Below are 26808 nucleotides of genomic sequence, written 5' to 3' on the forward strand. Positions count from 1 at the left end.
GGCCGCACGATCCCAGCCGGGGTCGTGCGGCCCGTTCGTGTAATCGTGCGCATACTGAGGCGTAGATGAGGCAGACGCGTCAGTAGTCGTGCGAAGGGCGAGGATCGGCAGACGTGACGGAACGGGAGTCCGAGGCCCCGGAGGACCGCAAACCGCAGTCCGACGAGGCGCGCAGTGCGTTCACCCAGCCCATCGGAGTGGTCTCACCGGCGCCGGTGGTGGACGACGAGGCGTCGACCACGTCGGAGTTCTCGCTCCCGCAGGGGTTCAGCGCGCCGCCGGCGGACGCCGTCGAGTCGGAGGGGTCCGCGTTCACGCCGCCCCGGACGTACAGTGCCCGGCAGTCCCCGCCCGCGTTCACTCCCCCGCAGGGCATCCCCGTGGTCAAGCTGACCAAGGAGGCGCCCTGGCAGGACCGGATGCGCACGATGCTGCGGATGCCGGTCGCCGAGCGGCCCGCGCCGGAGAAGGTCGCGAAGGAGGACGACGCGGGGCCCGCCGTGCCGCGCGTGCTCGACCTGACGCTGCGCATCGGGGAGCTGCTGCTCGCGGGCGGTGAGGGCGCCGAGGACGTGGAGGCGGCGATGTTCGCCGTGTGCCGGTCCTACGGGCTCGACCGGTGCGAGCCGACGGTCACGTTCACGCTGCTGTCGATCTCCTTCCAGCCGTCGCTCGTCGACGATCCGGTGACGGCGTCGCGCACGGTGCGGCGGCGCGGCACGGACTACAACCGGCTCGCCGCGGTGTTCCGGCTCGTCGACGACATCAGCGACGCGGAGCACGAGGCCGCGGGCGTCACCCTGGAGGAGGCCTACCGGCGGCTCGCGGAGATCCGCCGCAACCGGCACCCCTACCCCGGCTGGGCGCTCACCGCGGCGAACGGGCTGCTGGCCGGCGCCGCCTCCATCCTCGTCGGCGGTGATCTCATCGTGTTCGTCGCGGCGGCGATCGGCGCGATGCTCGGGGACCGGCTGGCCTGGCTGTGCGCGGGGCGCGGGTTCCCGGAGTTCTACCAGTTCACGGTGGCCGCGATGCCGCCCGCCGCGATCGGCATCCTGCTGACCCTGGCGCACGACTACGTGGACGTGCGCGCCTCCGCGGTGATCACCGGTGGGCTGTTCGCGCTGCTGCCGGGGCGGGCGCTGGTGGCGGGCGTCCAGGACGGTCTGACCGGCTTCTACATCACGGCCGCGGCCCGCCTCCTGGAAGTCATGTACTTCTTCGTGGGCATCGTCATCGGCGTGCTGATCATGCTGTACGTGGGGGTGCAGCTGCACGCGCAGCTCAACCCGGAGGCGGCGCTGACGGGTCCGCAGCGGCCGTACTGGCAGATCGCGGCGTCGATGGCGCTGTCCCTCGCGTTCGCCGTGCTGTTGCAGCAGGAGCGGTCGACCGTGATCGCCGTGACGCTCAACGGCGGCGTGGCGTGGGTGGTCTACGGGGCCATGCACTACGCCGGCGAGATCTCGCCGGTCGCGTCCACCGCGGCGGCGGCCGGGCTGGTCGGTCTGTTCGGTCAGCTCTTCTCGCGGTACCAGTTCGCTTCGGCGCTGCCGTACGTCACCGCGGCGATCGGGCCGCTGCTGCCGGGTTCGGCGACGTACTTCGGGCTGCTGCACATCGCCCAGAACGACGTGGACGCCGGGCTGGTGTCGCTGTCCAAGGCGGCGGCGCTGGCGATGGCCATCGCGATCGGGGTGAACCTGGGTGGGGAGATCTCCCGCCTGTTCATCCGCTCGCCCGGGGCGTCGGGGCGCCGTGCGGCGAAGCGGACGCGAGGCTTCTAGATCCGGTTCGGCGTCTGCCGGGATCCGGTCCGCGGCCGGGCGCGGGCCCGTCGTGGCTGGTCGCGCAGTTCCCCGCGCCCCTGATCAGCCCCTGGACGAGGACCCTGCCCGCGGACTGCGACTGCGGGCCGGTGGGGGCTGGTCGCGCAGTTCCCCGCGCCCCTGAGATGCGCACTTCGTGCGCCATCTCAGGGGCGCCCCGTCAGGGGCGCGGGGAACTGCGCGAGAAGCCCCACCGGCCCGCAGTCGCCCACAACACCCGCCCCCCAGCGGAGCGCTAGCGCTTGGCGTGGCGGCCGCGTTGGGACGGGGTCGCCTGGGGCGGGCGGCCCGGCTCCGCGGCCGTCTTCTTGGACTTGCTGCGGGCCCGGAGGAATTCGATCGCGATCGGGACCACCGAGACGAGGACGATCAGGATCAGGATCGCCTCGATGTTCTTGTGGACGAACTCGATGTTCCCCAGCCAGGAGCCGAGCAGCGTCACGCCCGCGCCCCAGAGCACGCCACCGATCACGTTGAACGTGATGAACGAGCGGTACTTCATGCCCGAGACGCCCGCGATGATCGGCGTGAACGTGCGGACGATGGGCACGAAGCGGGCCAGGACCAGCGACTTGGGGCCGTGCTTCTCGAAGAACTCGTGCGCCTTCTGCACGTTCTCCTGCTTGAACAGCTTGGAGTCCGGCCGCCGGAACAGCGAGGGCCCGACCTTCTTGCCGAAGACGTAACCCGCCTGGTCACCGAGGACCGCCGCGAGGCAGATCAGCGCGACGGCTCCCCACAGCGGGAAGTCGAGCGTGCCCGCCGTGATCAGCAGACCCGTCGTGAACAGCAGGGAGTCACCCGGCAGGAAGAAGCCGATGAGCAGGCCCGACTCGGCGAAGACGATCAGGAGCAGGCCCCAGATGCCGAACGTGTTCAGCAGATAGTCCGGGTCCAGCCAGCTTGGTCCGAGAGCAAGCGTCATCACGGGTCCGGGCTCCTGAAGGGGGTGAGGCAGGCAAGGGCAATGGCGGTGCAAAGTTATCAACGCCGGGTTTCCCTGCCAGGTTCCAGTGGCCCTCTCAGGATGCACTGTGCGTCAACTGTGGCAAACCTGTCGGTATGGGTATCGAAGACTTCGGCGGCGGCCAGAATCCGCAGGCGGATGTGCTCGTCGTCACCACGAACGACGTCCCGGGGTACCGGGTCCAGCAGGTCATCGGCGAGGTTTTCGGGCTGACCGTACGGTCCCGGCACCTCGGCAGCCAGATCGGCGCCGGACTGAAGTCCATGATCGGCGGCGAGCTGAAGGGCCTGACCAAGACGCTGGTCGAGACCCGGAACCAGGCCATGGAGCGGCTCGTCGAGCAGGCGCGGGCGCGGGGCGCCAACGCCGTGCTCATGTTCCGGTTCGACGTGACCGACGCGATGGACGGGGCCGCGGAGGTGTGCGCGTACGGGACGGCCGCCGTCATCGCCCAGGAGCCCATGGTGTGAGCCGGGCGCGCCTGCCGCGCGTCACTCCTGGTGCCGCTGCGCGTTCGCGTGGATCGCGGTGCTCAGGTGGTCGGCGACGCCCTCGCCCATGGAGTCGTAGAACGCCTTGAAGCGCTCGTCGGCCACGTACATGGCGCCGAGGGCGGCGTGCATCTCGTACGGGCACTCGTAGAACCACCGGGAGATGTGCGCGCGGTGCTCCTCGGCCATCGCCAGGGCGCGCTCGCCGGTCGGTTCCTCGCCGGCCGCGACGAGGGCCGCGTAGCGCGCGCTCCAGTCGTCGACCTCGGCCTTCATGCGCTGCCAGTCCTCCTTGGAGTAGGTCGCGGCCCGCCGCTGCGACTCGGCGTACGCCGCCGTGCCGCCCCAGCGGCGCTCGGCCTCCTCGGAGAACTCCTCCGGGTCCTTGTCCCCGAAGACCTCGAACCGCTCCTCCGGTGTGAGCTGGATCCCCATCTTCTGTGCCTCCATGGCGTGTTCGACGGCGTCGGCCATCTTCTGCAGTCTCTCGATGCGGGCGACGAGCACCTCGTGCTGGCGCCGCAGGTGGGCGCGGGGGTCCGTCGCCGGGTCGTCCAGCAGGGTCTGCACCTCGTCCAGCGGGAAGCCGAGCTCCCGGTAGAAGAGGATCTGCTGGAGCCGGTCGAGGTCCGTCTCGCTGTACCGGCGGTGGCCCGCGTGGTTGCGCTCGCTCGGGACGAGCAGGCCGATCTGGTCGTAGTGGTGCAGCGTCCGCACCGTGACCCCGGCGAATCCGGCCACCTGGCCCACCGAGTAACTCATGGCCCGCTCTCCTTCACGTGCGCGCTCTCCGTGCCGTACGGGAGTCGTACGGGTCGTACGCCCATCAGCCTGCGTCCTCACGTCACGTGAGGTGCAAGTCGTTCCGGCCCGCGTCCGACCGAACACTTCCGGGTGTTATGTGTCGAATGTCCGCTTAGGGTGACCGCGTGAGCACTCCCGCCGAAGCCCCGTCGCCATCGGGCCCGCCCACGGCCCCTCCCCCGGCTCCTCCCGCCGTGTCCGCTCGCACCCTGCTGCCGGTCGTCGGTCCTGCGATCGTCGTCGGCGTCGTCTGCAGTCTGCTCTTCCTCGCCCTCAGCTGGATCGCCGAACGGCTCCAGGACGTGCTCTGGGACGATCTGCCCGACGCGCTCGGCGTCGGCGGCTACTCGTCCCTCTGGATCATCGTCATGCTCACCCTGACGGGCGTCCTGGTCGGGCTCGTCGTCTGGCAGGCGCCCGGACACGCGGGCCCCGACCCGGCCACGATGGGCCTCGGCGGCGAGGAACCGCTGGCGCCCCGCGTCCTGCCGGGGCTCGCGCTGGCCGCCGCCCTGATGCTGGCCGGCGGGCCGAGCCTGGGCCCCGAGAACCCGATCATCGCCGTGAACGTGGGCCTGATGTTCTGGCTCGGCCGCACCCTGCTGCCCGCCTCGCCCGCCGCGCTCTGGCCGAACCTCGCCTCGGCGGCCACCATCGGCGCCCTGTTCGGCACCCCGATCGCCGCCGCCCTGCTGGTCTCCGAGGCCCTCGCCGGGCGGGCGATGCCGCTCAAGGGCTCGCTGTGGGACAACCTCTTCGGGCCGCTGCTCGCCGCCTCGGCCGGCGCGCTGACCACCACGCTCGTCGCCTCGCCCTCCTTCGACCTGGGGCTCGCCCCGTTCGATCACCCGGGCCCGGCCGACCTGGCGTCCGCGGTCGTCGTCGCCTGCGCGGCGGCCGTGCTCACCATGCTGGCGGTGTACGCGTTCCCGTACGTGCACGGCGCCTTCGGGCGGCTCGGCCACCCGATGCTGATGCTCCCGGTCGGCGGGCTCGTGCTCGGCCTGCTGGGCGCGCTCGGCGGCCATCTGACGCTGTTCAAGGGCCTGGAGGAGGTCAAGGAGATCGCGGCGGACCCGGAGGGCCGGTCGGCCGGCGAGTTCGCGCTGCTGACCGTGGTGAAGCTGGCGGCGCTGCTGGTCGCGGCGTCCTGCGGGTTCCGGGGCGGCCGGATCTTCCCCGCGGTCTTCGTCGGCGCCGCGTTCGGGCTGTGCGCGCACGCGCTCGTCCCCGGCGTGAATGCGTCGGTCGGCATCGCCGCGGGCGTCCTCGGCGTCCTGCTCGCCGTCACCCGCTCCGGCTGGGTCAGTCTCTTCACGGCGGCGGTCCTCGTCGCCTCGCCCGCGATCATCGCCCTGATGTGTATCGCGTCATTGCCCGCCTGGCTCCTGGTGACCGGACGGCCGCAGATGCAACTGTCGGAGGACGGCCGGGCCCTGCGCTGAGCCCGGCCGGCGCCGACTCGCTTCGTCCGCAAAGGAGTTACGGTCATGTCCCCGTTGCACCAGAGCCCTTCCGACAAGCCCGGCGAACGGCCGCTCGCCGTCAATCCCTTCTACGGCGAGGCCAATCCGACGGCCGGCATGGCGGACGCGCCGCCCAAGCACCGGCTGCCGGACCGGCCGCTGGCCCCGATGACCGCGTACCAGCTGGTCCACGACGAACTGATGCTGGACGGCAACTCCCGGCTCAACCTCGCCACCTTCGTCACCACGTGGATGGAGCCGCAGGCCGGCGTCCTCATGGGCGAGTGCCGGGACAAGAACATGATCGACAAGGACGAGTACCCGCGCACGGCGGAGCTGGAGCGCCGCTGCGTCGCCATGCTCGCCGACCTGTGGAACGCGCCGGATCCGACGTCCGCCGTGGGCTGTTCGACGACCGGGTCGAGCGAGGCGTGCATGCTCGCCGGGATGGCCCTGAAGCGCCGCTGGATGCGGCGCAGCGCCGACCGCTACCCCTCGCGCGAGGCCCGCCCCAATCTCGTCATGGGTGTGAACGTGCAGGTCTGCTGGGAGAAGTTCTGCACCTTCTGGGAGGTGGAGGCGCGGCAGGTGCCGATGGAGGGCGACCGGTTCCATCTGGATCCGGCGGCGGCCGCCGAGCTGTGCGACGAGAACACGATCGGGGTCGTCGGCATCCTCGGGTCGACCTTCGACGGGTCGTACGAGCCGATCGCCGAACTGTGCGCCGCGCTCGACGCGTTGCAGGAGCGCACCGGGCTCGACATACCGGTGCACGTCGACGGGGCGTCGGGCGCGATGGTCGCGCCGTTCCTCGACCCTGACCTGGCGTGGGACTTCCGCCTCCCGCGGGTCGCGTCGATCAACACGTCGGGCCACAAGTACGGGCTCGTGTACCCGGGGGTCGGCTGGGCCCTGTGGCGGAACGCGGACGCCCTGCCGGAGGAGCTGGTGTTCCGGGTGAACTACCTGGGCGGCGACATGCCCACGTTCGCGCTGAACTTCTCGCGGCCCGGGGCGCAGGTGGTCGCCCAGTACTACTCGTTCCTGCGGCTCGGCCGGGAGGGGTACCGGGCGGTGCAGCAGGCCACGCGGGACGTGGCGCGGGGGCTCGCCGAGCGGATCGAGGCGCTGGGCGACTTCCAGCTCATCACGCGCGGCGACGAGTTGCCGGTGTTCGCGTTCACCACGGCGGACGACGTGAAGGCGTTCGACGTGTTCGACGTGTCGCGGCGGTTGCGGGAGCGGGGGTGGCTGGTCCCGGCCTACACGTTCCCGGCGCACCGGGAGGATCTGGCCGTCCTGCGGGTGGTGTGCCGCAACGGGTTCTCGTCGGACCTGGCGGAGCTTCTGATCGAGGACCTGGGGCGGTTGCTGCCGGAACTGCGCCGCCAACCGCACCCCTTCACGCATGACCGCGAGGCAGCGACAGGCTTCCACCACTAACGGTTGACCGGCCCCCTGGGGGCGACTGCACCGCCATCCGCCCCCACGGGCGGAACCCTGCTCCTGGGACGGCGTCTGCGGGTGCGGAGGGGCTGCTCGCGCAGTTCCCCGCGCCCCTGGAGCGTCTGCCATGTCGCGGATCGATTTTTGGCGCGCGCCTCGTCGTGGTCGCTCGCGCAGTTCCCCGCGCCCCCGAGATGCGCACCTTCGGTGCGGCATCTCCCCGACGGGGGAGGCTGCGCGTCAGCGCATGCCTTCAGGGGCGCGGGGAACTGCGCGAGAAGTCCCGCCGGGCCGCAGAAGACGACGAAAGCTCGGCCCGGCAGATGCTCAGGGGCGCGGGGAACTGCGCGAGCAACCCCCACGCACCCGCACCAGACGCACCCCTACCTGCTCAGCGCAGCAAACCTTCGTACCGCCAGCGGAAAGAACACCGCCACCAACCCCACCGGCCACGCCAACGCCAGTGCCACCTCGTCCGCCCCACCCGGATTACCGAACAAGAACCTCACCGAGGACGCCGTCGCCGACATCGGGTTCCACTCGACGACCGCCCCGAGCCAGCCCGGCATGGTCTCCGGCACCGTAAAGGCGTTGGAGAGGAACCCCACCGGCCACACCAGGATCTGCACCGCCTGCACCAGCTCCGGCCGCCCCGCCACCATCGCCAGCCAGATCCCCATCCACAGCATCGCGAAGCGGAGGAGCAGGAGGAGGCCGAACGCCCCCACCAGCCCCCCGGCGGAGCCGTGCGTGCGCCAGCCCAGCGCGAGCCCGACCCCCGCCATGACCACCAGCGCCGCCGCCGACTGCACCATGTCCGCCACCGAACGCCCCACCAGCACCGCCCCGTTGGTCATCGGCATGGCCCGGAACCGGTCGATCACGCCCTTGTTCAGGTCCTGCGTCACCGCCAGCATCGTCGACTCCAGGCCGAACGCCATCGTCAGCGCCAGCATGCCGGGGACGAGGAAGTCGACGTAGTCACCCTCGATGCCTTTGCCGCCGCCGATCAGATACCCGAACATCACGAGCAGCATCACGGGGAAGACGAGGCCCACCAGGACCTGTACCGGTTGCCGGGCCCAGTGGGCGAGTTCGCGGCGGGTCATGGTCCAGGAGTCCGTGACCGCCCAGGTGATCGCGGTGCTCATGCCCGCACCTCCGTCAGTCGCAGGAACACCTCGTCGAGCGTCGGCCGGCGCAGCGCCACGTCCTCCGCCTCGATCCCGGTCTCCTGAAGGGCCCGGACGACGTCGGTGAGCGCGCCCATCCGGTCCTTCACCGGCGCGCTGACCAGCCGCCGGTCCGCGTCGACCTCGGCGCCGGACGGCAACAGGTCGGCGACGCGCGGGAGTTGGGCCGCGTCGCGGACGATCACGTCGATCCGGTCGCCGCCCAGTCGCGCCTTGAGCTGGTCCGGCGTGCCGTCGGCGGCGACCCGGCCCCGGTCGACCAGCGAGATCCGGTCGGCGAGCTGGTCGGCCTCCTCCAGGTACTGCGTGGTGAGCAGCACCGTCGTGCCGCCGCCCACCAGCGAGCGCACCGCGGCCCAGACCTCGGCGCGGCCGCGCGGGTCGAGGCCCGTCGTCGGTTCGTCGAGGAAGAGGACCTCGGGGTCGGTGATGAGGGACGCCGCGAGGTCGAGCCGGCGCCGCATGCCTCCGCTGTACGCCTTGACGGCCTTGCGGCCGGTGTCCGCGAGGCCGAACCGGGCGAGGAGTTCGTCGGCCCGCACGCCCGCCCCGCGCGCCCCCAGGTGGTGGAGGCGGCCGAACATCTCCAGGTTCTGCCGCCCGCTCAGCTCCTCGTCCAGCGCCGCGTGCTGGCCCAGCAGCCCGATCCGGCGCCGCACCTCGCCCGGCGCGGTGCGCACGTCGTGGCCGGCGACCACGACGCGGCCCTCGTCCGCGCGCAGCAGCGTCGCCATGACGCGGACGGCGGTGGTCTTGCCCGCCCCGTTCGGCCCGAGCACCCCGTGCACGGTGCCCCGGCCGACCGTCAGGTCGAGCCCGTCCAGCGCCGCCTTCTCCCCGTACCGCTTGCACACCCCTTCGGTGACGATCGCGTCCGTCATCCGGCTCCCTCCGCTCGCCGCACAGTCCACCTAGTCAAACTTGACTAGGTGGACGAAGGTAACCGACCCTCATCCATTCGTCAAACTTGATTAGCGATCTTCCTCCGGAGCCCGCCGCTCAGTCCGCGCCGTCCGCTCGGCCTGCTCCCCCGCGGCGAAGGGGTTCTCCTGCCCCTCCGCGAGCACGCCGACGAAGGGGTCCCCCTCGCCCGCGAAGGTGTACGCGCCGCCCTCGATCCGGGCGATCAGCCCCCGGGTCCACTTCGCGCCGGTGTCCGCCGAGTACACCCAGTAGTTCATGATCTCGCCGATGTGGCCGAGCTGCTCGGGGCCGTCCTCGGGCGTGTAGTACTCGGTGACGGAGGTCCGCCACTCCTCGATCCGGCGCACCCGCTCCTTGAGCAGGCCCATCGCCTCCTCGCGCGGCAGGTCGACCATGAAGCCGAGGGCCGCCGTGAGGATGTCGGGCCGCTGGTCGTAGGCGGTGAGCGACTCACGGAGCAGGGCGAGGTACTCCTCGGTGCCCTGCTCCGTGATCTCGTACTCGGTGCGCGGCGGGCCGCCCGCCGTGGACGGGGCGACCTCGTGCGCGACCAGCAGCCCTTGCTTCGCCATCTGCTTCAGGGCGTGGTAGATCGACCCCGGCTTGGCGTTCGACCACTCGTGGGCGCCCCAGTACTCCAGGTCGTTGCGCACCTGGTAGCCGTGCGCGCGGCCGTGCTGGCGTACGGCCCCGAGGACCAGGAGGCGGATCGCTGACATGGAGTCAAGCGTAGGACGTGACCGGTCCTCACTGGTGGGCGAGGGCCACCAGCTCGAAGGCGGTCTTGCCGTCCAGGGACTCCCGGACGATGTCGGCGTGGCCCGCGTGCCGGGCCGTCTCGCGGATCAGGTGCAGACCGAGCCAGCGCAGCGAGACCTCCTGGCCGTCGGGGAACCAGGGCTCGTCGGGCAGCGGGAACGTGTCGTCGAGGCCGGGAGCCGCCCGGAAGAACTCCTCGGTGCGGCGCGCCACGTCCTCCCAGTACGCGAGGACCGACTTCACCGACTCGCCCTCCAGGAGCCGGAAGCCGTCCAGATACGCCTCCTGCGTGCGCTCCACCTGGGGCCTCGGACCGCCGGCCAGGGCGATCCAGCCCTCCTCGACCTCGGCCACGTGCTTGGCGATCCCCACCAGGGACAGGGAGCTGGCGCTGGGCGTGGCGGACGCCTGCTCGTCGGTGAGGCCGAGCAGGGACCGGCGGATGCCGCCCCGCTGCTCCTCGATGAACGCGAGCAGCGCCCCGCACTCGTCGCCTCGGGCTTCGGGAGAAACGTGCATGACCATCGGGGGCCGCCTTTCGTCGTCGCCTTGCTGCCGGTACCGAGAAAGATAGGGAGGCTTGCGGTCAGCTTCTGGCCGCAAGGCGGATGGCGCCACCGATTTACGCGTAGGAACTTTCCTACGTTTGACGCGTAGGGAATCTCCTACTTATCGTGGCGGCATGAACGTCACCCACGCCTCCTTCGTCACCCTCCCCGTCGCCGACCAGGACCGGGCCCTGCGCTTCTACGTCGACGTGCTCGGCTTTGACATCACCGCGGACCGGGAGATGCCGCCGGGGCGCTGGCTGCAGGTCGCCCCCGCCGGCGCGCAGACCGTCTTCACGCTCGCCGGCCCGGGCATGGGCGGTTTCGTGCCGGGATCGGCGCAGGGGATCATGTTGGTCACGACCGATGTCGACGCCGACTGCGCCCGCCTGGCCGCCGCCGGGGTCGAGGTCAGCGGTCCCGACGAACTGCCGTGGGGGCGGATGGCGGGATTCCGCGACCCGGACGGCAACGGTCTGATGCTGATCACGGAGAAGGAAGGCTTCTGACGCCATGGCCACCGCGAGCACGCGTGACACCGCCGGGCAGGACCGGCTGTTCGCCGCGCTCGCCAACGGCACCCGGCGCGAGGTCCTGCGACTGCTGCGCGAGCGGGGGCCGCAGCCGGCGGGGGCCATCGCCGACCGGTTCGACATGGCCCGGCCGAGCCTGTCGGAGCACCTGAAGGTGCTGCGGGAGGCCGGACTGGTGAGCGAGGAGCGGGCCGGCCGGCAGCGCATCTACCGGCTGGAGGCCGCCCCGCTCGCCGACGTGCAGGACTGGCTGCACCCCTACGAGCGGTTCTGGCGGCAGCGGCTGACCGGCCTCGGCGAGGTGCTGGACGCCATGCCCGACGATGACGCCTCATGAGCACCGACGAGCCCGACCCCACTCGCATCACCGTCGACCAGTTCCTCCCGCACCCGCCGGCCAAGGTCTGGCGGGCGCTGACCGAGCCCGAGCTGATCCGGCGCTGGATGATGCCCGGCAGCGAGGACTTCCAGCTCCGGATCGGGCACCGGTACGCGATGACCTCGGTCCCGCGCCCGAACACGAACTTCTCGGGAACGGTCGACGTCGAGGTGCTCGACTACGCGGACGGGCGGATGCTGAGCGTCCGCTGGACCGACCGCGACCCCGCCAACGCCGCGGACTGGACGATCACTTGGACCCTGGAGCCGGAAGGGCGCGGGACGCGTCTCTTCCTTGTGCACGAGGGGTTCGACCCGGACGACCCGGCGCAGGAGATGGCCCGGAAGATCATGGACGGTGGCTGGCGTTCGCATGTCATGCGCGCATTGGGGCAGGTACTCGGCAGCTACTGACAACGCTGTAACCGAGGGAACACCCCGCGTGCACGTGCATCTGCCCATGCATTGGCATATGAACACAGCTATGATCCTGGACAGTTGGGGCAGTTGACCACTGCTTTCTCATCCATCACAGGGTCAGTTCACAGTCACAGCACCACCGGGGAGCGAACCGTGCATCACGTGTACAACGGCATGGCGGCCACGGAGCTGCACGGAGTGGTCTGGCAGAAGAGCAGGCACAGCAACTCGCAGGGTTCCTGCGTGGAGTTCGCCAAGCTGCCCGGCGGCAGGGTCGCCGTCCGCAACTCGAACTTCCCCGACGGTCCCGCGCTCGTGTACACGCCCGCGGAGATCGAGGCGATGCTGCTCGGTGTGAAGGACGGGGAGTTCGACCATCTGGTAGCGGGCGCCTGACGCGCGTAGATCCGGCACGCGCCACGTCCTACCCGTCCGTACGCCGATACGGGCCCGCGTTCACAGTCTGAACAGAGCCCAGACGACCTTTCCGCTCAGCGTGCCCGCCAGCGGATGCCACCCCCAGCCGTCACTGAACGAATCGACGAGGAACAGGCCGCGCCCGGACTCCGAGGCGAAGTCGTCCACCACGCCCTCGCCGTCGCCCGCGACCGGGCTGTCGTTGCTGGGATCGCGCACCGCGCAGACCACCCGTGAGGCCCAGCGCATCAGGTGCAGCCGTACGGGCGGGTCCTGGTCGTACGGGGTGTCGGCCGGCAGCGCGTGCCGCAGGGCGTTCGTGACCAGCTCCGAGACCACCAGACAGATGTCGTCGAAGCGCTCGGGCACGTCCCAGTCGGCGAGGGTGCGGCGGGTGAACTCCCGTGCGCTGCGCACCGCTTCGTAGCGGGCGGGCAGGGCGCACGACGCGGCACTGGAGACGGCCGAGGGATCGAGCGGAGGCAGCCCCTGCCTTAACGGCTCGAGCATGGTCGATCCATTCGTCCCCATGCGAGGCTCTCCCCAGTTTCGCAGTACGTAGCGAGCGGTGGTGACGACCATCGTTCCGAATGCGTACATCGGATGCAAGGGCAGATGCACGTGCACGCGCCCGACTTGGTCGTTCCCGCACCGCTTCTTGCTCATTTCTTCCTACGACTTCTTGCGCAGCCCTTTCGGCATCTCTCCCTTTCTGTAACCGAACGAGTACGGGCTGGAGCGTTTTAATGGCAGACTGCGGCCCTTGAACCGATGGGGAGGATGAAGAGACGTGACCGCTGGGGAGTCGAGCGGCTCGGTGGTGCGGCGCATTCTGCTGGGCTCGCAACTGAGGCGCCTGAGGGAAGCGCGCGGCATCACACGAGAGGCCGCCGGCTACTCGATCCGCGCCTCCGAATCGAAGATCAGCCGCTTGGAGTTGGGACGGGTGAGCTTCAAGGCGAGGGACGTAGAGGATCTGCTGACGCTGTACGGGGTGGCGGACGAGGCCGAGCGCACCGCGCTGCTCTCCCTCGTGAAAGAGGCCAACGTCGCGGGCTGGTGGCACAGTTACTCGGACGTGCTGCCCGGCTGGTTCCAGACGTACATCGGCCTGGAGGGCGCCGCCTCGCTGATCCGCGGCTACGAGGCCCAGTTCGTGCACGGCCTGCTGCAGACCGAGGCGTATGCGCACGCGGTCGTCCGGCACGGCATGAAGGGCGCCGCCGCCGAGGACATCGACCGGCGCGTGGCACTGCGCCTGGAGCGCCAGAAGCTGCTGGTCGCCGAGCGGGCGCCGGACATCCACATCGTGCTCGACGAGGCCGCGCTGCGCCGCGTGCAGGGCGGGCGCGACGTGATGCGCGGACAGCTGGAGCATCTGATCGAGGTGGCCCAACTGCCCCATCTGACGCTGCAGATCATGCCGTTCAGCCACGGCTGGCACTCCGGCGAGTCCGGCACCTTCACCGTGCTCACCTTCCCGGAGTCCGACCTCTCGGACGTCGTCTTCCTCGAACAGCTCACCAGCGCCCTGTACTTGGACAAGCGCGAGGACGTCGCGCAGTACGAGCGGGCGATGGCGCAGCTCCAGGAGGAGTGCCCCTCGCCCGAGGAGAGCATCGATCTGCTGCGCCGGGTACTGACTGAATTCGCGTAAATACAACGGCAGTTGACCGATCCCTTGCCGCAACTGACAGGTAACGGACGTACCATGACGTCACTTCAGGTGTCCGGCGCTGCAGCAAGGGATCTCCCCATGACCTCAAAGTCGTCACAGTCCGCACAGGCGTACTTCACGGAACTGGACCGGCAGTACATCGACGGCGAGTGGCGTGACGGGCGCGGGTCCTGGGACATCATCGACTTCAACCCGTACAGCGGCGACAAGCTGGCCTCGATCACCGTCGCATCGGCCGACGAGATCGACGAGGCGTACCGGGCCGCCGAGCGGGCGCAGAAGGACTGGGCGAAGACCAACGCGTACGCGCGCCGGATGGTCTTCGAGCGGGCGCTGCACATCGTCGAGGAGCGCGAGGCGGACATAGCCGACGCCATCATCGACGAGCTCGGCGGCACGCGGGTGAAGGCCGGGTTCGAGCTGCACCTGGCCAAGGAGTTCCTGCGCGAGGCCGTCCAGCTGGCGCTGCGCCCGCAGGGCCGCGTCATCCCCTCCCCGGTGGACGGCAAGGAGAACCGGCTCTACCGGGTGCCGGTCGGGGTGGTCGGCGTCATCTCCCCCTTCAACTTCCCGTTCCTGCTGTCGCTCAAGTCCGTCGCCCCGGCGCTGGCGCTGGGCAACGGCGTGGTCCTGAAGCCGCACCAGAACACGCCGATCGTCGGCGGCTCGCTGGTCGCGAAGATCTTCGAGGACGCGGGGCTGCCGGCCGGTCTGCTGAACGTGGTGATCACGGACATCGCCGAGATCGGTGACGCGCTCCTGACCCACCCGGTCCCGAAGGTCATCTCCTTCACCGGTTCGGACAAGATCGGTCAGCACGTCGCGACCGTGTGCGCCTCGCAGTTCAAGCACGCGGTCCTGGAGCTCGGCGGCAACAGCGCGCTGACGGTGCTCGACGACGCCGACATCGACTACGCGGTCGACGCGGCGGTCTTCAGCCGCTACGTGCACCAGGGCCAGGTCTGCATGGCCGCGAACCGGATCCTGGTGGACCGCAAGGTCGAGAAGGAGTTCACCGAGAAGTTCGTGGCGAAGGTCAAGGGCCTGAAGGCGGGCGATCCGCGCGACCCGTCGACCGTGATCGGCCCGGTCATCAACTCCACGCAGGCGGACGCCGTGTCGGCCGTCGTGGAGCAGGCCCTCGCCGAGGGCGGGACCGCGCTCGTCCGGGGCGAGGTGGACGGGAACCTGGTGGAGCCGGTCGTCCTCACCGGCCTGCCCGCCGACTCACCGGTGCTGCGCCAGGAGATCTTCGGTCCGGTGGCCCTGCTCATCCCCTTCGACGGGGACGAGGAGGCGGTCCGGATCGCGAACGACACGCCCTACGGGCTGAGCGGCGCCGTGCACACCGGGGACATCGAGCGGGGCGTGGCGTTCGCCCAGCAGATCGACACCGGCATGATCCACGTCAACGACGGGACCGTGCACGACGAGCCGCTCGTGGCGTTCGGCGGCGAGAAGCGGTCCGGCCTCGGCCGGCTGAACGGCGAGGCGACCGTGGAGGCCTTCACCACGCAGAAGTGGATCTCGGTCCAGCACGGCCGCTCGCAGTTCCCGTTCTAGCCCCCTGCCTTGCGAAGACCCTCCGGGGCGCGGCGGTGCCGCGCCCCGGAGGGTCTTCTGCTTCCGCTGCCGGCTACTTCCCGTACCGGCGCTGGAAGCGCTCGACGCGGCCCGCGGTGTCCAGGACCCGCTGGTTGCCGGTGTAGAAGGGGTGGCTGACGTTCGAGATCTCGACGTCGACGACGGGGTAGGTGTTCCCGTCCGTCCACTCGACGGTCTTCTCGCTCGTCATCGTCGAGCCGGTCAGGAAGCTGTGGCCGGCGGCCCGGTCGCGGAAGACGACGGGGGCGTACTCGGGGTGGATGCCGTTCTTCATGGTGGTCATCGCTCCTCTCGGAAGTCGACGTGGCGGCCCGCTACGGGGTCGTACTTGCGCAGGGCCAGGCGGTCCGGGTCGTTGCGGCGGTTCTTGCGCGTCACGTACGTGAAGCCGGTCCCCGCGGTGGACCTGAGTTTGATCACTGGGCGGAGTTCGTTGCGTGCCATGTGGCTCAGTATATGAAAATGACTCCCGTTTTCAATAGGGTGGGGCTCGTCGGGAGTGAGAGGTGCGTCACGCCGTTTTCCTGCCCGTGGCCTGTCGTTCGTCCTGGTGACTGCTGGTAACTTGCAGCCGCGATTCAGGACAACAGCAGTGACGTAGGGGGATGTTGTGCGCATCAGGAACGTACGGGTCGTCGCGGGTGCCGCGGCCGTCGTGGCCGCTCTCGCGGTGACCGGCTGCAGCAGTGACGACGGCGGCAAGGACAAGGGCAAGGACAAGGCGTCGGACGGGTCGTCCTCGTCGGCGGCGCCCGACGGCGGAGCGTCGTCCGGCGGGTCGACCGGATCCGCGAAGGACGCCGAGGGCATCTGGAGCGCCACCACGGACGGGAAGCCCGTCGTCCTCGTCGTCGGCGGCAAGCAGGCGTCGCTGAGCACGGGTGACGGACACCTGTGCGTCGGGGCGCTGGCCGACATGGGCAAGCCGATGCTGAACCTCAAGTGTGCGGACGGCAGCACCGACCGCACGATGGGGGCGATCGAGTCCAACGACGGCACGACGATGAAGGTCTCCTGGGACGCCGGGGCGCGGGACACCTTCACGAAGTCCAAGGACGGGAAGCTGCCGGAGGGGCTGCCGAGCGGGATGCCCACCAACTGACCCGTCCCGCCCCGTCCGTCGGGCCGTGCGCTCTCAGGAGCCGCGCGGCCCGTCCGGCGTTTCCGGGGCTCGGGAAGCTTCCGGGGCCTTGTCCTGCGCCTCGTCCCGAGGCTTGACGGTCATCGGGGGCTCGTCGGTGTCGAGGGCCTCGGTGAGTTCGTCGAGGGTGCCGAGGAGCAGGCCGGCGCCGCGGCGCACGACCCGGTCGGGGACGCCCTCGCCGTCCCAGGCGTCGAGGGCGGCGCGGACCGGTTTCCAGCGCGGGACCCGGCGCTCGCGGATAGCGCGGGCGCCGTCGCGGGTCGCCGCGCGCAGGGCGTCGGCGAGCTGCTCGGCCGCGGGGACCGGGGTGGCGTCGCGCTCCGGGAGATGGGCCTCCATCAGCATCGCGACGCGGCCGAAGTGGTGCAGGGCGTGCGCGGCGTCGTCGGCGGCGGCCCGGGACAGGCCGCGGTGCCGTACGGGTTCGGTCTTGGCCCTGGCCACCGCCTCCTGCCAGGCGATGTGCGCGTTACGGGCGTTCAGCAGGGCCTCGCGGACGTCCGGGCAGGACTTGCCCTCCGGGTGGGCGTAGTGGCCGACGACCGCGGCCGCGTACTCACCGAGCGCGGTGAGCCAGTCGGCGAGGCGGGTGCGCAGGCGCGGGGTCTCCCAGGCCGGGTACAGGGCGTACGACAGCATCGCCAGGAGGCCGCCGACCAGGGTGAGCACGACGCGCTCCGGGACGGTCTGGTCCCAGGTCTCGCCGCCCATGCCGAGCAGGAAGACGACGTACGCGGCGACGCAGGCCTGGGCCGCGAGCTGGCCCGTGCGCATGAGCAGGTACATCAGGCAGGCGCAGGTGACGGCCAGGGCGGCGGAGAGGTAGGTGTCCGGGGTCGTCAGCTGGACGACCCCGGTGGCCAGGGCCACGCCCACGAGCGTGCCGCCGAACCGGGCCACCGCGCGGGAGTACGTCTGGGAGAAGTCGGGCCGCATGATCATCACGGCCGCCATGGGAGCCCAGTAGCCGTGACCGAACGGGAGCGCGTTCCCCAGGAGGTAGCCGATGACGGCGACCACGGTGACACGGGTGGCGTGCCGCAGGATCGGCGACCCGGGCCGCACCTCTTTGCGCACGGCGGCGACGACCACGGGCAGCAGCCGGACGAGGCTGGGGCGGTTCAGGAGGGTGGGGGGTTGAGCCGTGGGGGCGGGCGGGCCCGGCGCTGGGGTCGGCGGGGCGGCCGCCGGGGTCGGCGGATCGGCCGCCGGGACGGGGGAGCTGGGCGCGGGGGTGGGCAGGTCGGGCGCCGGGATGGGCGAATCGGACGCGGGAGCGGGCGCGCTGGTCGTCGCGATGGGCGGGTCGGTCGGCGGGGCCTGGGGTCCGGTGGACCGGGGTGGGCGGCGGAGGGCGCGGAGAGGGGCCGTTGCCCAGTGCCGGGTGAGGGTGGGTGAGGCGGCTGCCTCCGACGGGGTGCCGCCCGCCGTCTCGACCACGTCGCGGAGCAGCGAACCCAGGCGGGTGGCCGCTCGCCGGGGCGGGCCCGTGAGGATGACGCTGGTGTCCGGGGTGCGGAAGACCGCGACCGCGCCCGCCGGGATCGACACCGGGTCGCCGTGCCGGATGGCGCGGGCCGCCGCGTCCAGGATCGAACCGGTGGCGGCGAGGAGTTCCCTGACCCGGTCGCGTTCGGGCCCCTCCGCCGGGACGCCGACCGCCGGGTCGGCGAGGGAGGCGAGGACCGGCCGGATGCGTTCGGCGAGGCCGCGCGCGCCGTGCAGCTGGGCAGGGCGGGTGCGGGCCTGGCGCGGGGTGAGGGCGGCGGCGCTGCGGGCCAGCATCAGCGGTTCGGGGTCGAACGGGGCGACCGGGTCGTGGCGCAGCCGGCGCGCGTAGTCGGCCTCGGCCGCGAGGGCGTCGGCGAGTGCGTCGCGCTGCGCTCCCCATCTCCGTACGGGAAAGAGGATCACCAGGGCCGCCTGGACCAGGCCGCCGAAGATCATCATCGCGGCGTGCGCGGCGGCCTCGGAGATCGACGTCGGCAGGGTGATGGTCACCAGCATCATCGCGACGTTCGACGAGGCGATGATGCCGATGGTCGGGCCCGCCGCCCAGGACAGGCCCGCCAGGAACGTCCAGACGGCGAGGAGGGGCAGGAAGAGGGCCAGGTGGGAGCCGGTGAGGTAGCCGAGGAACGTGGAGATGCCGAGGCTCGCGCCGGAGGCCACGGCCAGCTCGGGGCGGGGCCGCCAGCTGCGCTGGAACGTCGCGATCGCCGCCTGGAACGCGCCGAACGCCGAACCGGCCGCCACCAGCGGCCCGAACAGCGCGAGGCTCACGGCGATGACGATGGCGAGACCCGCCGCGCCGCGCAGGGCGATCGAGGGTTCCAGCCGTTTCCGCTCGACCGTCAGTCCCGAGCGGGTGGTGTCCTTCAGCGCCCGGAACCAGCTCACCCCGCCAGAATACGGGCGTGGTGGACAAATGACCCAAAAATGGACCTGGCGATGCCGTAGCGGCCCCGCACTCCGGAGCCGCGCCCGCCTCAGCCCTCGTCGCGGAGCACCAGGGCCAGCAGCCCCGGGAAGCGCGCGTCGAACTCCTCGCGGCGCAGCCGGTTCAGCCGGCGCGGCCCCGCGTCCTTCTGCTCCAGCAGCCCCGCCTCGCGCAGCACCGCGAAGTGCCTGCTGAGCGTGGCCTTGGTGACCGGCACGTCGAAGGTCCCGCAGGTCCGCTCCCAGGGGCCCGACGCGGCCAGCTCGCGCACGAGGGTGCGGCGGACCGGGTCCGCGAGGGCGAGCAGCGCCGATTCGAGGGACACCTCCCGGGGGTCGATGTGGACCGGTGCCGCCCGGTGGCTCGCGCCCGTGCCCGTCGATGTCATGCCCTGCACTCCCTTCCTCGCCTCCGGCCCGCCCGGCCGGCCGACCGTCTCCTCGCGGCCCGAACGCCTTGCAGAGTGTTCGACGCCGTGCGTACACTCCGTGGCGGGTGTTCGTTCCCCATCAAACAGTCTACCGTCCCGTACGGAGGAGTCCGCCATGCCCGCGTCCCCGCAGCCACCCTCCCCCATCGGCGTCGGCATCGTCGGCCTCTCCGCCCGGCGCGGCTGGGCCTCCACCGCCCACCTGCCCGCCCTGCGCGGCCTCAAGGGCTTCGAGGTACGGGCCCTCTCCGCCAGCAGCGCCGAGTCCGCGCGGCAGTCCGCCGAGAAGCACGGCGTCGCACACCATTTCGGGACCGCCGCCGAACTGGCCGCGTCCGACGCGGTCGACCTGGTGGTCGTCACCGTCAAGGTGCCGGACCACCGCGAGATCGTCAGGTCCGCCCTGGCCGCGGGCAAGGCGGTGCTCTCCGAGTGGCCGCTGGGCACCGGCCCCGCCGAGGCCGAGGAGCTGGCCTCCCTCGCCGCCGCGCACCGGCTGCGCACCTTCACCGGGCTGCAGGCGCGCTCCGCCCCTGTGGTGCGGTACCTGCGCGACCTGGTCGCCGACGGTTACCTGGGCGAGGTGCTGTCGACCACCCTGGTCGCGGACGGGCGGGGCTGGGGAGCCGCGTTCCCGGAAGGCGGCGCGTACCTGCTGGACCGCAGGTCGGGGGCGAACCTGCTGACCATTCCGTTCGGGCACACCCTGGACGCCCTGACCATGGTGCTCGGCGACCTCGACGAGGTCGGCGCGGTCACCGCCACCCGCCGCCGGGCGATCGAGGACCCGCACACCGGTCTGGTCCACCGGCCCGACGTCCCCGACCAGGTGGTCGTCGGCGGCGTGCTCTCCTCCGGCGCGGTGGCCTCCGTGCACTACCGGGGCGGCCGGTCGCGGGGCACCGGCTTCCGCTGGGAGATCAACGGGACCGACGGGGACCTCGTCGTCACCGGTGACCACGGGCACCTGCAGATGGGCGAGTACGCCGTCACGGGGGCCCACGGCACCGACACCGCGCTCGGCCCGCTCCCCGTGCCCGAGCACTACTTCGAACCCGAACTCCGGGAGCTGCGCGGCACCACCGCGTACAACGTCGGCGCCGCCTACGAACAGATCCGCCGCGACCTGACGGACGGCACCTCCCTGGTACCCGACTTCGCCCACGCCGCCCGGCACCACCGACTGCTCGACCGCATCGAGCGCGCGGCGCACCGCGGCTGACCCGAGGAGCAGGCTGTCCGGGGCCCGGTCACCGCCCTGCGGCACTCCCACGCCCACCGAACCGGCCGGGCCCGGCGCACCCCTGCCTCCACCGAACCGGCCGGTCACCCGGCCACCGCCTGCAGCACGTCCGCCGAACCGGCCCCGTCCGGCCTGCCCGGACCCCCGCTCCACCGAACCAGCCGGGCACCCGGCCACCGCCTGCGGCACGTCCATCCTCCGAACCGGCCCCGTCCGGCCTGCCCGAGCCCCCGCTCCACCGAACCGGCCGGGCACCCGGTCACCGCCTGCGGCACGTCCGCCGAAGGGGACCCGGTCCGCCGGGCCCGCGCTCTCGTCGAGCCGCGACACCCGGCCAGCAGGCCCCGCTCACCGCCACGCAGCGCCCCCGCCGAGCCGGCCCCGGTCCGGCCTGGCCGGGCCCCCGCCGAGTCGCGCCCGGTCCGCCGCCGCGGCGCCCTCGCCCCAGCCCGCGCCGTCCGTGACCCCCCTCATCCGGGTCGTCACGGTCTCCGGGAACATCTCCTCGGCCCGGCCGGCCACCGCGACGTCCCGCGCCACGAGCACCGGCAGCAACCCGCCGCCCTCCTCCTCGGCCACCCGCCCGGCGACCGCGGCCAGCCGGTCGCCGATGCGATGGGCGTACGCGGCCAGGAACGACTGCCGGAACGTCTTCGTGCGCCGCCGGCCACCCGCCCGCTGCTCCGCCTCGGCCCGCGTCATCGCCGCGTCGGCCTGCACCAGCAGCGACGTGTACAGCAGCTCCACCACCTCCAGCTCGGGCTCGAAGCCGACGACCGTCGAGAAGCCGAAGCCGCTGTTCCACACCGCCCGGCACCGGTTCGCCGACGCCACCGCGTCGAGCAGCACCGCCTTCGCCGTCTCGTACGGGGCGTCGACCCCGATCCGGCAGGCGGCGGGCGCGTCCTCGGCGTGCGTACGGGAGGCGAGCAGCGCCTCGTCGACGGAGTGCCGGGCCATCAGCTCCTGCGCCTTCGCCGTCAGCGCCTCGGCCTCCGGCGGGTACCCGGTCGCCTCCGCCTTCGCGAGCAGCGCCCTGATCCGGGCCAGGGCGCGCGGCTCGCCCACGACGGGCACGGTCACCGGCTGCCCCGGCACCGGCCCGACCGGCTCGATCGCGGGCAGCCGCAGCAGCAGCCGGTACAGCTCCAGGGTCACGGTGGCGGACGAGAAGCGGTCCTGGCGGGGCCCGTCGCCGTCCGGAGGCAGTTCGGCGAGCTGGGCCGCCCAGCGCGGCGGCAGGGTGTCGTAGCGCGTGCACTCGGCCCGGACGAGGCGCGCGGCGAGCCGGACGTGCGCCGCGTCCAGCGACTCCTCCCGTACGACCATCCGGATCACGTCGGCCGGCTGCCAGCCACGCTCCCAGGCCCGGCGCACGAACTCCCGCCCGCGCAGCGCGAGTTCGGCGTCGGCGGCCGGGTCGGCGGCGAGCAGGGACGCGGCGGTGTCCAGGTCGCCGTCGCCGCCCGGCCCGTACAGGGCGGCGACGAAGGCGCGCTCCACGGTGCTAGTGCTCACGGCTGTCCCAGGAGGCGCGGGACGCGGCGATCGCGGGCTTGTGGTCGCGCGACCAGTCGGCGAGCCCCTTGATCAGGTGGGTGAGGCTGTGCCCCATCGCGGTCAGCTCGTACTCCACCTGCGGCGGGATCGTCGGGTGCACCGTGCGGCTGACCAGGCCGTCGCGCTCCAGACGGCGCACCGTCAGCGTCAGCATCCGCTGCGAGATGCCGGTGACGGCACGCTGCAGCTCGCGGAACCGCCGTACGCCCGCGGCGAGTTCGACCACGACGAGCACCGACCACTTGTCGCCGAGCCGGTCGAGCACGTCCCGGATCCCGCAGTCGTCGTGGTCGTCGCAGGTGACGACCGGCTCCGGGGTGGTTACCTCCGTGTGCCCCACTGACATCAAAGTGCCTCCTTACGCGCGTCCGCCCACGCCCCGACGATGGTCTCAGCAAACCCGACGCATCACCCGAGGGGGACCTTCCATGCTGCTGCTCACAGGCGCTTCCGGCGGACTCGGCACGTTGATCGCCGAGCGGCTCGCGGGCCGTGACGACGTCGTGCTCGGCACCCGCGAACCCGGCGCCGGGGGTGGGGACGGGCGCCGCCGGATCGACTTCGACGCCCCCGACACCCTCGCCGAGGGCTTCGCCGGAGCGGACACCGTGCTGCTGGTCTCGGCGGGTTACGGCGAGGACGACACCGTCATCGCCCGTCACGACGCGGCGATCTCGGCGGCCGAGAAGGCGGGGGTGCGGCACGTCGTCTACACGAGCCTGTCCGGTGACGGCGACCACCTCCCGTACGCGCTCGCCCACCGCTGGACCGAGCGGCGCCTGCGGGAGTCGTCCCTGGCCTGGACGGTGCTGCGCAACGGCCTCTACGCCGAGCTGCTCGCCTTCCTCGCCGCGCCGGACGCGTCCGGCGTGATCACGGCGCCGCTCGCCGGGGGGCGGCTCGCGGCGGTGGCCCGGGCCGATCTGGCGGAGGTCGCGGCGCGGGTGGCGCTCGATCCGTCGCCGCATGCGGGGCGTACGTACGAGCTGGTCGGCGAAGTGGCCCTGGGTGGCCGGGAGTTGGCGTCTGCCGTCGGCGCATCGTACGAGCCGGGGACGCTCGCGGAGGTACGGTCCCGGCTCTCGGCGTCCGGCGCGGTGCCGTTCCAGGTGCCGATGCTGGTCGGTACGTACGCGGCGATCGCAGCGGGTTTCCTCGACGGCTCCGGCGTGCCCGCCGCGGACCGCCGCACGCTCCGCACCCTCCTGGACCGCGCCCCCCACCCCGCACTCACCACGTACGCGCAGGCCCTGCCCCTGACCGCGCCGTAGGCCCAGCGGGGTGGGACTTCTCGCGCAGTTCCCCGCGCCCCTGACAGCACGGCTACGCGCCGTAGCCATCACCGGTTGTCCACCGAGTACGACTCTCATCGTGGTCGCTCGCGCCGTTCGCCGCGCCCCTCAGAGCACGGCTACGCGCCATAGCCATCACCGGTTGTCCGCCGAGTACGACTCTCGTCGTGGTTGCTCGCGCCGTTCCCCGCGCCCCTGGAGCATGCGGCTTCGCCGCAGCCCCATAGGCGCCCCACGAGACGGCGCACGAAGTGCGCCTCTCAGGGGCGCGGGGAACTGCGCGGCCAGCCCCCACCCGCCCGCAGCCCGCGACGAAACCCCCACCCGGCAGACGCAGCCGGCATTTCAGGGGCGCGGGGAACTGCGCGACCAGCCCCCACCCGCCCGCAGCCCGCGACGAAGGCCCGCCCGGCAGACGCAGCCGGCACCCACCCGCAGCCGCACACGACCCGCCCGACCAACCCCCACCCACCCCCACACGACACAACACACACCCAGCCCCACCGGCAGCACCACATACACGCCGCAGAAGAGGAGCACCGCACCCGTCACCCCGCACCCCAGCACCGCCCCCCACCACAACCCGCCACCCCGCGGCAGCAGCACCACCGCCGCCGCCAGCCCGGCCAAGGTCACCGCCACCAGGCACGCCGACGTGCCGTGCAGCAGCGTGTCGAGGCCGATCAACCCGTACGCACAGGCCACGACACCGACCCCCGACGCCCCGGCCACCAGCGACAGACTGCGCCGCACCCGGACGAGCCCCCGCGGCAACGCCCCCTCCGCGGCGAGCCGCGCCCCGAGCCGCGCCGCCCCCGCGAGATACGCGTTGACCGCCCCGAACGTGAGGAGCAGCGCCGCCACCGCCGCCAACGGCCGTGCCGCGGAGCCAAGTTCACGTTCCAGGAGCAGCGTCAGCGGCGTCGACGTACGCCCCGCCACCCCACCGAGCACCCCGATCGTGACGACCGCGAGCCCGAGGTAGAGGACGGCCACGACACCCCACGCCCACCGCGTGGCCCGCGGCAGATCGCGGGCCGGGTCCCGGAACCCGTCGGAGAGGTGACTGACCGCCTCCCACCCGGCGAACGCGAAGAACAGCACCCCGGCCGCCGTCCCCACGGCCCCCCACCCGTGCGGCGCGAACGGCGTGAACCGCGCCGCCCGCACCCCGGGCCCGCTCAGCGCCACGGTCGTCGCGAGCAGCACCGCCAGCAGCCCGACCAGCACCAGCTGCAACCGGCCCGACAGCCGCAGCCCCACCAGGTTCGCCGCGTACGCGACCGCGAGGACGGCGAGCCCCACGGCGGCCGCCGGCCCGCGCCCCCAGCCCGCCGCCGCGGCGACGTACTCGCCGCCGATGAGCGCGGCGGCCGGCACCCCCAGCGGCACGGCCCAGTAGAACCACCAGCCGACCGGCGCCGCCGCCCGCGCCCCGAACGCCTCCCGGACGAACGCCGCGACCCCGCCGCTGTCCGGCCGCCGCGCCCCGAGCGCCGCGAACACCAGCGCCACCGGCAGGCTCACCGCGACGAGCACGGCCCAGGCGAGCACGGACGCGGGCCCGGCCGTGGCCGCCGCCGTCGACGCGAGCGTCAGCGCACCGGGACCGAGCACGGCTCCCACGCACAGCGCGGCCCCCGTGACCACACCGAGCCCACGCCCGCCCCCCGACTCCCGCTCCCGCTCCCGCTCCCGCTCCCGCTCCCGCTCGTATGCTCGGTGCATCTCCCGTCCCTCCGCCCGTAGTTCGCCGTGAGGACGTGAACGTAGGACGGGTGAACGGAGATCGACCGAGCCTCCGTACGAGATTCGGTGCGGGCGGCACAATGACGGCCATGGACGACATAGATTCGGCGATCCTGGAGCATCTGCAGCGCGATGCGCGGATCACCAACCGCGACCTCGCCCGCACCCTCGGCATCGCCCCCTCGACCTGCCTGGAGCGGGTGCGGGCGCTGCGCAACCGGGGCGTGCTCACCGGCTACCACGCGACGGTCGACCTGGCCGCCCTCAACCGCCGCGTGCAGGCCCTGGTCTTCCTCCAGATCCGCCCGCTGAGCCGGGAGGTCATCGAGAGCATCAAGAGTTACGTCGCCGGGCTGCCGGAGGTGCTGAGCGTGTACGTCGTCGCGGGCGGCGACGACCTCGTCGCCCACGTGGCCGTGCAGGACGTGGAGCAGCTCCACAGCATGCTGATGGACCGCTTCAGCCCGCGCCGCGAGGTCGTCACGTTCCGCAGCTCGATCATCTTCCAGCACGTGAGCGAGCCGGTGGTGAGCCCGCTCGACGACGCCTAGGGCCTGTCTCCCAGCGCGCCCGCCAGCACCTCGGCCGCACGCGCGACGAGTCGGTTGTCCGCCGTCGCGTCCTGCGCGGGCTTGGTGGTGAGGACGGAGAGGACGACGGGCGCGCCGTCCGGGGTCCAGGCGACGCCGACGTCGTTCGCGGTGCCGTACGAGCCGGTGCCGGTCTTGTCGCCGAGCACCCAGTCGGCGGGCAGTCCGGCGCGGAAGCGTTCGTCGCTGGTGGTGTTGGCGAGCAGCCACCGCGTGAGCCGGTCGCGGTCGTCGGGGGCGAGCGCGCGGCCCAGGACGAGGCGGCCGTATACGTGGTCCCGACGGCGCGCGGCGTCGTCGTGTCCGTCCGCCGGCCCGGCTCGGCCGAGTTCAGTTCGGGTTCCCAGCGGTCGAGGCGGGTCACCCGGTCCCCGACGGAGCGGGCGAAGCGGGTGACGGCGGTGGGGCCGCCGAGGTCGCGCAGCAGCAGGTTGGCGGCGGTGTTGTCGCTGAACGAGACGGCGGCGCCGCACAGTTCGGCGACGGTCATGCCGTGGGCGAGGTTCTCCGGCTTCCCGGTGACGGGTGCGCCGCCGGCCCGGTCGATGTCGGCCTGCGTGTAGTGGACGCGGCGGGCCAGGAACTCGCCGTGCCGGTCGAGGTCGCGCAGCACGGCGGCGACGGCGAGCGTCTTGAAGGTGGAGCAGAGGGGGAAGCGTTCGTCGGCGCGGTGGGTGACGGTGCGGCCCGTACGGACGTCGTGCCCGAACACGCCCAGCCGGGCGCCGTGTTCGCGCTCCAGGGCGGCGAGGCGGCGGGCCACCCGGTCGGTGGCGTGCGCGGTACCGGTCCCGAGGACGAGCGTGGTGGCGGCGGTGGCGGTGAGTAAGGCGCGGCGTGTGGTCATGCCGCGAGTGAAACAGCGCCGCCTGCGCGGTCCACGACGACACGGCCCGGGCCGG

The 26808-nt window shown here is 72.3% G+C and carries 28 protein-coding genes and 1 pseudogene; 14 read left to right on the top strand and 15 right to left on the bottom strand.

The annotated features are described in order from the left end of the window. Positions 1-113: 113 nt before the first annotated feature. On the top strand, positions 114-1787 hold the full coding sequence (locus RBJ77_RS42975) for a threonine/serine exporter ThrE family protein (RefSeq protein WP_372349975.1): 1674 nt from the start codon (positions 114-116) through the stop codon (positions 1785-1787). 277 nt (positions 1788-2064) lie between these two features. Here the strand turns inward: RBJ77_RS42975 and RBJ77_RS42980 are convergent, their stop codons facing one another. Continuing rightward, on the bottom strand, positions 2065-2754 hold the full coding sequence (locus RBJ77_RS42980; protein ID WP_372349976.1) for a DedA family protein: 690 nt from the start codon (positions 2752-2754) through the stop codon (positions 2065-2067). 137 nt (positions 2755-2891) lie between these two features. Between RBJ77_RS42980 and RBJ77_RS42985 the strand changes: the two genes are divergently transcribed. After that, complete coding sequence (locus tag RBJ77_RS42985) at positions 2892-3266, top strand: YbjQ family protein (RefSeq protein ID WP_372349977.1); 375 nt, start codon at positions 2892-2894, stop codon at positions 3264-3266. Positions 3267-3287: 21 nt separating this feature from the next. Here RBJ77_RS42985 and RBJ77_RS42990 read toward each other — a convergent pair whose 3' ends face one another. Continuing rightward, a complete protein-coding gene (locus RBJ77_RS42990; RefSeq protein WP_372349978.1) occupies positions 3288-4049 on the bottom strand; it encodes a MerR family transcriptional regulator in 762 nt (253 codons plus the stop codon). A gap of 236 nt (positions 4050-4285) precedes the next feature. Here RBJ77_RS42990 and RBJ77_RS42995 point away from each other — a divergent pair, with 236 nt between their 5' ends. Both RBJ77_RS42995 and RBJ77_RS43000 read left to right on the top strand, forming a co-directional pair. Continuing rightward, positions 4286-5536 (top strand): ion channel protein, encoded by a 1251-nt coding sequence (locus RBJ77_RS42995; protein WP_372349979.1) that lies wholly within the window; start codon positions 4286-4288, stop codon positions 5534-5536. Positions 5537-5581: 45 nt separating this feature from the next. Further along, positions 5582-7000 (top strand): glutamate decarboxylase, encoded by a 1419-nt coding sequence (locus tag RBJ77_RS43000; RefSeq protein ID WP_372349980.1) that lies wholly within the window; start codon positions 5582-5584, stop codon positions 6998-7000. Positions 7001-7386: 386 nt separating this feature from the next. Here RBJ77_RS43000 and RBJ77_RS43005 read toward each other — a convergent pair whose 3' ends face one another. The 4 genes from RBJ77_RS43005 to RBJ77_RS43020 form a co-directional block, all read right to left on the bottom strand. Further along, on the bottom strand, positions 7387-8154 hold the full coding sequence (locus RBJ77_RS43005) for an ABC transporter permease (protein ID WP_372349981.1): 768 nt from the start codon (positions 8152-8154) through the stop codon (positions 7387-7389). After that, a complete protein-coding gene (locus tag RBJ77_RS43010) occupies positions 8151-9077 on the bottom strand; it encodes an ATP-binding cassette domain-containing protein (protein ID WP_372349982.1) in 927 nt (308 codons plus the stop codon). The genes RBJ77_RS43005 and RBJ77_RS43010 overlap by 4 nt, the downstream gene beginning before the upstream one ends. 90 nt (positions 9078-9167) lie before the next feature. Beyond that, positions 9168-9839, bottom strand: a complete 672-nt coding sequence (locus RBJ77_RS43015) for a PadR family transcriptional regulator (RefSeq protein ID WP_372349983.1) — start codon at positions 9837-9839, stop codon at positions 9168-9170. A gap of 28 nt (positions 9840-9867) precedes the next feature. After that, on the bottom strand, positions 9868-10404 hold the full coding sequence (locus tag RBJ77_RS43020) for a DinB family protein (RefSeq protein WP_372349984.1): 537 nt from the start codon (positions 10402-10404) through the stop codon (positions 9868-9870). Positions 10405-10561: 157 nt separating this feature from the next. Here RBJ77_RS43020 and RBJ77_RS43025 point away from each other — a divergent pair, with 157 nt between their 5' ends. From RBJ77_RS43025 to RBJ77_RS43040, 4 genes are all read left to right on the top strand, one after another. Beyond that, complete coding sequence (locus tag RBJ77_RS43025) at positions 10562-10936, top strand: VOC family protein (protein ID WP_372349985.1); 375 nt, start codon at positions 10562-10564, stop codon at positions 10934-10936. Positions 10937-10940: 4 nt separating this feature from the next. Next, on the top strand, positions 10941-11297 hold the full coding sequence (locus tag RBJ77_RS43030; protein ID WP_372349986.1) for a metalloregulator ArsR/SmtB family transcription factor: 357 nt from the start codon (positions 10941-10943) through the stop codon (positions 11295-11297). Next, positions 11294-11752 (top strand): SRPBCC domain-containing protein, encoded by a 459-nt coding sequence (locus RBJ77_RS43035; RefSeq protein ID WP_372349987.1) that lies wholly within the window; start codon positions 11294-11296, stop codon positions 11750-11752. The genes RBJ77_RS43030 and RBJ77_RS43035 overlap by 4 nt, the downstream gene beginning before the upstream one ends. A 159-nt stretch (positions 11753-11911) precedes the next feature. After that, positions 11912-12154 (top strand): DUF397 domain-containing protein, encoded by a 243-nt coding sequence (locus RBJ77_RS43040; RefSeq protein ID WP_372349988.1) that lies wholly within the window; start codon positions 11912-11914, stop codon positions 12152-12154. A gap of 60 nt (positions 12155-12214) precedes the next feature. On the opposite strand, the gene RBJ77_RS43045 is transcribed toward RBJ77_RS43040, so the two are convergent. Next, positions 12215-12706, bottom strand: a complete 492-nt coding sequence (locus RBJ77_RS43045; RefSeq protein WP_372350025.1) for an ATP-binding protein — start codon at positions 12704-12706, stop codon at positions 12215-12217. 259 nt (positions 12707-12965) lie between these two features. On the opposite strand from RBJ77_RS43045, the gene RBJ77_RS43050 reads away from it, so the two are divergent. Continuing rightward, positions 12966-13832 (top strand): helix-turn-helix domain-containing protein, encoded by an 867-nt coding sequence (locus RBJ77_RS43050; RefSeq protein WP_372349989.1) that lies wholly within the window; start codon positions 12966-12968, stop codon positions 13830-13832. A 99-nt stretch (positions 13833-13931) separates the two neighbouring features. Further along, the gene (locus RBJ77_RS43055; RefSeq protein WP_372349990.1) at positions 13932-15416 is read left to right on the top strand and encodes an aldehyde dehydrogenase family protein; all 1485 of its coding nucleotides are present in this window, start codon (positions 13932-13934) and stop codon (positions 15414-15416) included. A gap of 73 nt (positions 15417-15489) precedes the next feature. On the opposite strand, the gene RBJ77_RS43060 is transcribed toward RBJ77_RS43055, so the two are convergent. Then, on the bottom strand, positions 15490-15732 hold the full coding sequence (locus tag RBJ77_RS43060) for a type B 50S ribosomal protein L31 (protein ID WP_255980283.1): 243 nt from the start codon (positions 15730-15732) through the stop codon (positions 15490-15492). A 5-nt stretch (positions 15733-15737) separates the two neighbouring features. Then, a complete protein-coding gene (rpmG, locus tag RBJ77_RS43065) occupies positions 15738-15902 on the bottom strand; it encodes a 50S ribosomal protein L33 (RefSeq protein WP_255980253.1) in 165 nt (54 codons plus the stop codon). Between the two features lie 166 nt (positions 15903-16068). Here rpmG and RBJ77_RS43070 point away from each other — a divergent pair, with 166 nt between their 5' ends. Continuing rightward, a complete protein-coding gene (locus tag RBJ77_RS43070) occupies positions 16069-16560 on the top strand; it encodes a hypothetical protein (RefSeq protein WP_372349991.1) in 492 nt (163 codons plus the stop codon). Between the two features lie 33 nt (positions 16561-16593). Here the strand turns inward: RBJ77_RS43070 and RBJ77_RS43075 are convergent, their stop codons facing one another. Together RBJ77_RS43075 and RBJ77_RS43080 are read right to left on the bottom strand one after the other, a co-directional pair. After that, complete coding sequence (locus tag RBJ77_RS43075; RefSeq protein ID WP_372349992.1) at positions 16594-19002, bottom strand: FUSC family protein; 2409 nt, start codon at positions 19000-19002, stop codon at positions 16594-16596. A gap of 89 nt (positions 19003-19091) precedes the next feature. Continuing rightward, positions 19092-19430, bottom strand: coding sequence for an ArsR/SmtB family transcription factor (locus tag RBJ77_RS43080; RefSeq protein ID WP_372349993.1), 339 nt, complete (start codon positions 19428-19430; stop codon positions 19092-19094). A gap of 157 nt (positions 19431-19587) precedes the next feature. Between RBJ77_RS43080 and RBJ77_RS43085 the strand changes: the two genes are divergently transcribed. Beyond that, entirely contained in the window at positions 19588-20694 is a 1107-nt protein-coding gene (locus RBJ77_RS43085) for a Gfo/Idh/MocA family protein (RefSeq protein WP_372349994.1), read from the top strand. 369 nt (positions 20695-21063) lie between these two features. On the opposite strand, the gene RBJ77_RS43090 is transcribed toward RBJ77_RS43085, so the two are convergent. Next, on the bottom strand, positions 21064-22233 hold the full coding sequence (locus RBJ77_RS43090; protein WP_372349995.1) for a DUF2786 domain-containing protein: 1170 nt from the start codon (positions 22231-22233) through the stop codon (positions 21064-21066). Continuing rightward, positions 22223-22621 (bottom strand): helix-turn-helix domain-containing protein, encoded by a 399-nt coding sequence (locus RBJ77_RS43095; protein WP_255983545.1) that lies wholly within the window; start codon positions 22619-22621, stop codon positions 22223-22225. The genes RBJ77_RS43090 and RBJ77_RS43095 overlap by 11 nt, the downstream gene beginning before the upstream one ends. Positions 22622-22703: 82 nt before the next feature. Here RBJ77_RS43095 and RBJ77_RS43100 point away from each other — a divergent pair, with 82 nt between their 5' ends. Continuing rightward, positions 22704-23546: an NAD(P)H-binding protein gene (locus RBJ77_RS43100; RefSeq protein WP_372349996.1), complete on the top strand. Its 843-nt coding sequence runs from the start codon at positions 22704-22706 to the stop codon at positions 23544-23546. Positions 23547-23912: 366 nt separating this feature from the next. On the opposite strand, the gene RBJ77_RS43105 is transcribed toward RBJ77_RS43100, so the two are convergent. Then, positions 23913-25295: an APC family permease gene (locus tag RBJ77_RS43105; protein ID WP_372349997.1), complete on the bottom strand. Its 1383-nt coding sequence runs from the start codon at positions 25293-25295 to the stop codon at positions 23913-23915. A gap of 110 nt (positions 25296-25405) precedes the next feature. Here RBJ77_RS43105 and RBJ77_RS43110 point away from each other — a divergent pair, with 110 nt between their 5' ends. Continuing rightward, positions 25406-25867, top strand: coding sequence for an Lrp/AsnC family transcriptional regulator (locus tag RBJ77_RS43110; RefSeq protein ID WP_372349998.1), 462 nt, complete (start codon positions 25406-25408; stop codon positions 25865-25867). Here the strand turns inward: RBJ77_RS43110 and bla are convergent. Further along, positions 25864-26753 (bottom strand): annotated as a pseudogene (gene bla, locus RBJ77_RS43115) (class A beta-lactamase). The gene RBJ77_RS43110 and the pseudogene bla overlap by 4 nt on opposite strands. Between the last annotated feature and the right edge of the window lie 55 nt (positions 26754-26808).

Source organism: Streptomyces sp. KL116D, from assembly GCF_030766975.1.
Classification (GTDB): Bacteria; Actinomycetota; Actinomycetes; order Streptomycetales; family Streptomycetaceae; genus Streptomyces; species Streptomyces longispororuber_A.

What these genes read in the sequence shown, in the direction of transcription:
- RBJ77_RS42985 (WP_372349977.1), top strand. Translation starts at nt 2,892, where the DNA reads ATGGGTATCGAAGACTTCGGCGGCGGCCAGAATCCGCAGGCGGATGTG.
- RBJ77_RS43105 (WP_372349997.1), bottom strand. Translation starts at nt 25,295, where the DNA reads ATGCACCGAGCATACGAGCGGGAGCGGGAGCGGGAGCGGGAGCGGGAG.
- rpmG (WP_255980253.1), bottom strand. Translation starts at nt 15,902, where the DNA reads ATGGCACGCAACGAACTCCGCCCAGTGATCAAACTCAGGTCCACCGCG.
- RBJ77_RS43000 (WP_372349980.1), top strand. Translation starts at nt 5,582, where the DNA reads ATGTCCCCGTTGCACCAGAGCCCTTCCGACAAGCCCGGCGAACGGCCG.
- RBJ77_RS43060 (WP_255980283.1), bottom strand. Translation starts at nt 15,732, where the DNA reads ATGAAGAACGGCATCCACCCCGAGTACGCCCCCGTCGTCTTCCGCGAC.
- RBJ77_RS43080 (WP_372349993.1), bottom strand. Translation starts at nt 19,430, where the DNA reads ATGACATCGACGGGCACGGGCGCGAGCCACCGGGCGGCACCGGTCCAC.
- RBJ77_RS43010 (WP_372349982.1), bottom strand. Translation starts at nt 9,077, where the DNA reads ATGACGGACGCGATCGTCACCGAAGGGGTGTGCAAGCGGTACGGGGAG.
- RBJ77_RS43095 (WP_255983545.1), bottom strand. Translation starts at nt 22,621, where the DNA reads ATGTCAGTGGGGCACACGGAGGTAACCACCCCGGAGCCGGTCGTCACC.
- RBJ77_RS43035 (WP_372349987.1), top strand. Translation starts at nt 11,294, where the DNA reads ATGAGCACCGACGAGCCCGACCCCACTCGCATCACCGTCGACCAGTTC.
- RBJ77_RS43100 (WP_372349996.1), top strand. Translation starts at nt 22,704, where the DNA reads ATGCTGCTGCTCACAGGCGCTTCCGGCGGACTCGGCACGTTGATCGCC.
- RBJ77_RS43005 (WP_372349981.1), bottom strand. Translation starts at nt 8,154, where the DNA reads ATGAGCACCGCGATCACCTGGGCGGTCACGGACTCCTGGACCATGACC.
- RBJ77_RS43025 (WP_372349985.1), top strand. Translation starts at nt 10,562, where the DNA reads ATGAACGTCACCCACGCCTCCTTCGTCACCCTCCCCGTCGCCGACCAG.
- RBJ77_RS42990 (WP_372349978.1), bottom strand. Translation starts at nt 4,049, where the DNA reads ATGAGTTACTCGGTGGGCCAGGTGGCCGGATTCGCCGGGGTCACGGTG.
- RBJ77_RS42980 (WP_372349976.1), bottom strand. Translation starts at nt 2,754, where the DNA reads ATGACGCTTGCTCTCGGACCAAGCTGGCTGGACCCGGACTATCTGCTG.
- RBJ77_RS43085 (WP_372349994.1), top strand. Translation starts at nt 19,588, where the DNA reads ATGCCCGCGTCCCCGCAGCCACCCTCCCCCATCGGCGTCGGCATCGTC.
- RBJ77_RS43110 (WP_372349998.1), top strand. Translation starts at nt 25,406, where the DNA reads ATGGACGACATAGATTCGGCGATCCTGGAGCATCTGCAGCGCGATGCG.
- RBJ77_RS43055 (WP_372349990.1), top strand. Translation starts at nt 13,932, where the DNA reads ATGACCTCAAAGTCGTCACAGTCCGCACAGGCGTACTTCACGGAACTG.
- RBJ77_RS43020 (WP_372349984.1), bottom strand. Translation starts at nt 10,404, where the DNA reads ATGGTCATGCACGTTTCTCCCGAAGCCCGAGGCGACGAGTGCGGGGCG.
- RBJ77_RS43015 (WP_372349983.1), bottom strand. Translation starts at nt 9,839, where the DNA reads ATGTCAGCGATCCGCCTCCTGGTCCTCGGGGCCGTACGCCAGCACGGC.
- RBJ77_RS43030 (WP_372349986.1), top strand. Translation starts at nt 10,941, where the DNA reads ATGGCCACCGCGAGCACGCGTGACACCGCCGGGCAGGACCGGCTGTTC.
- RBJ77_RS43045 (WP_372350025.1), bottom strand. Translation starts at nt 12,706, where the DNA reads ATGGGGACGAATGGATCGACCATGCTCGAGCCGTTAAGGCAGGGGCTG.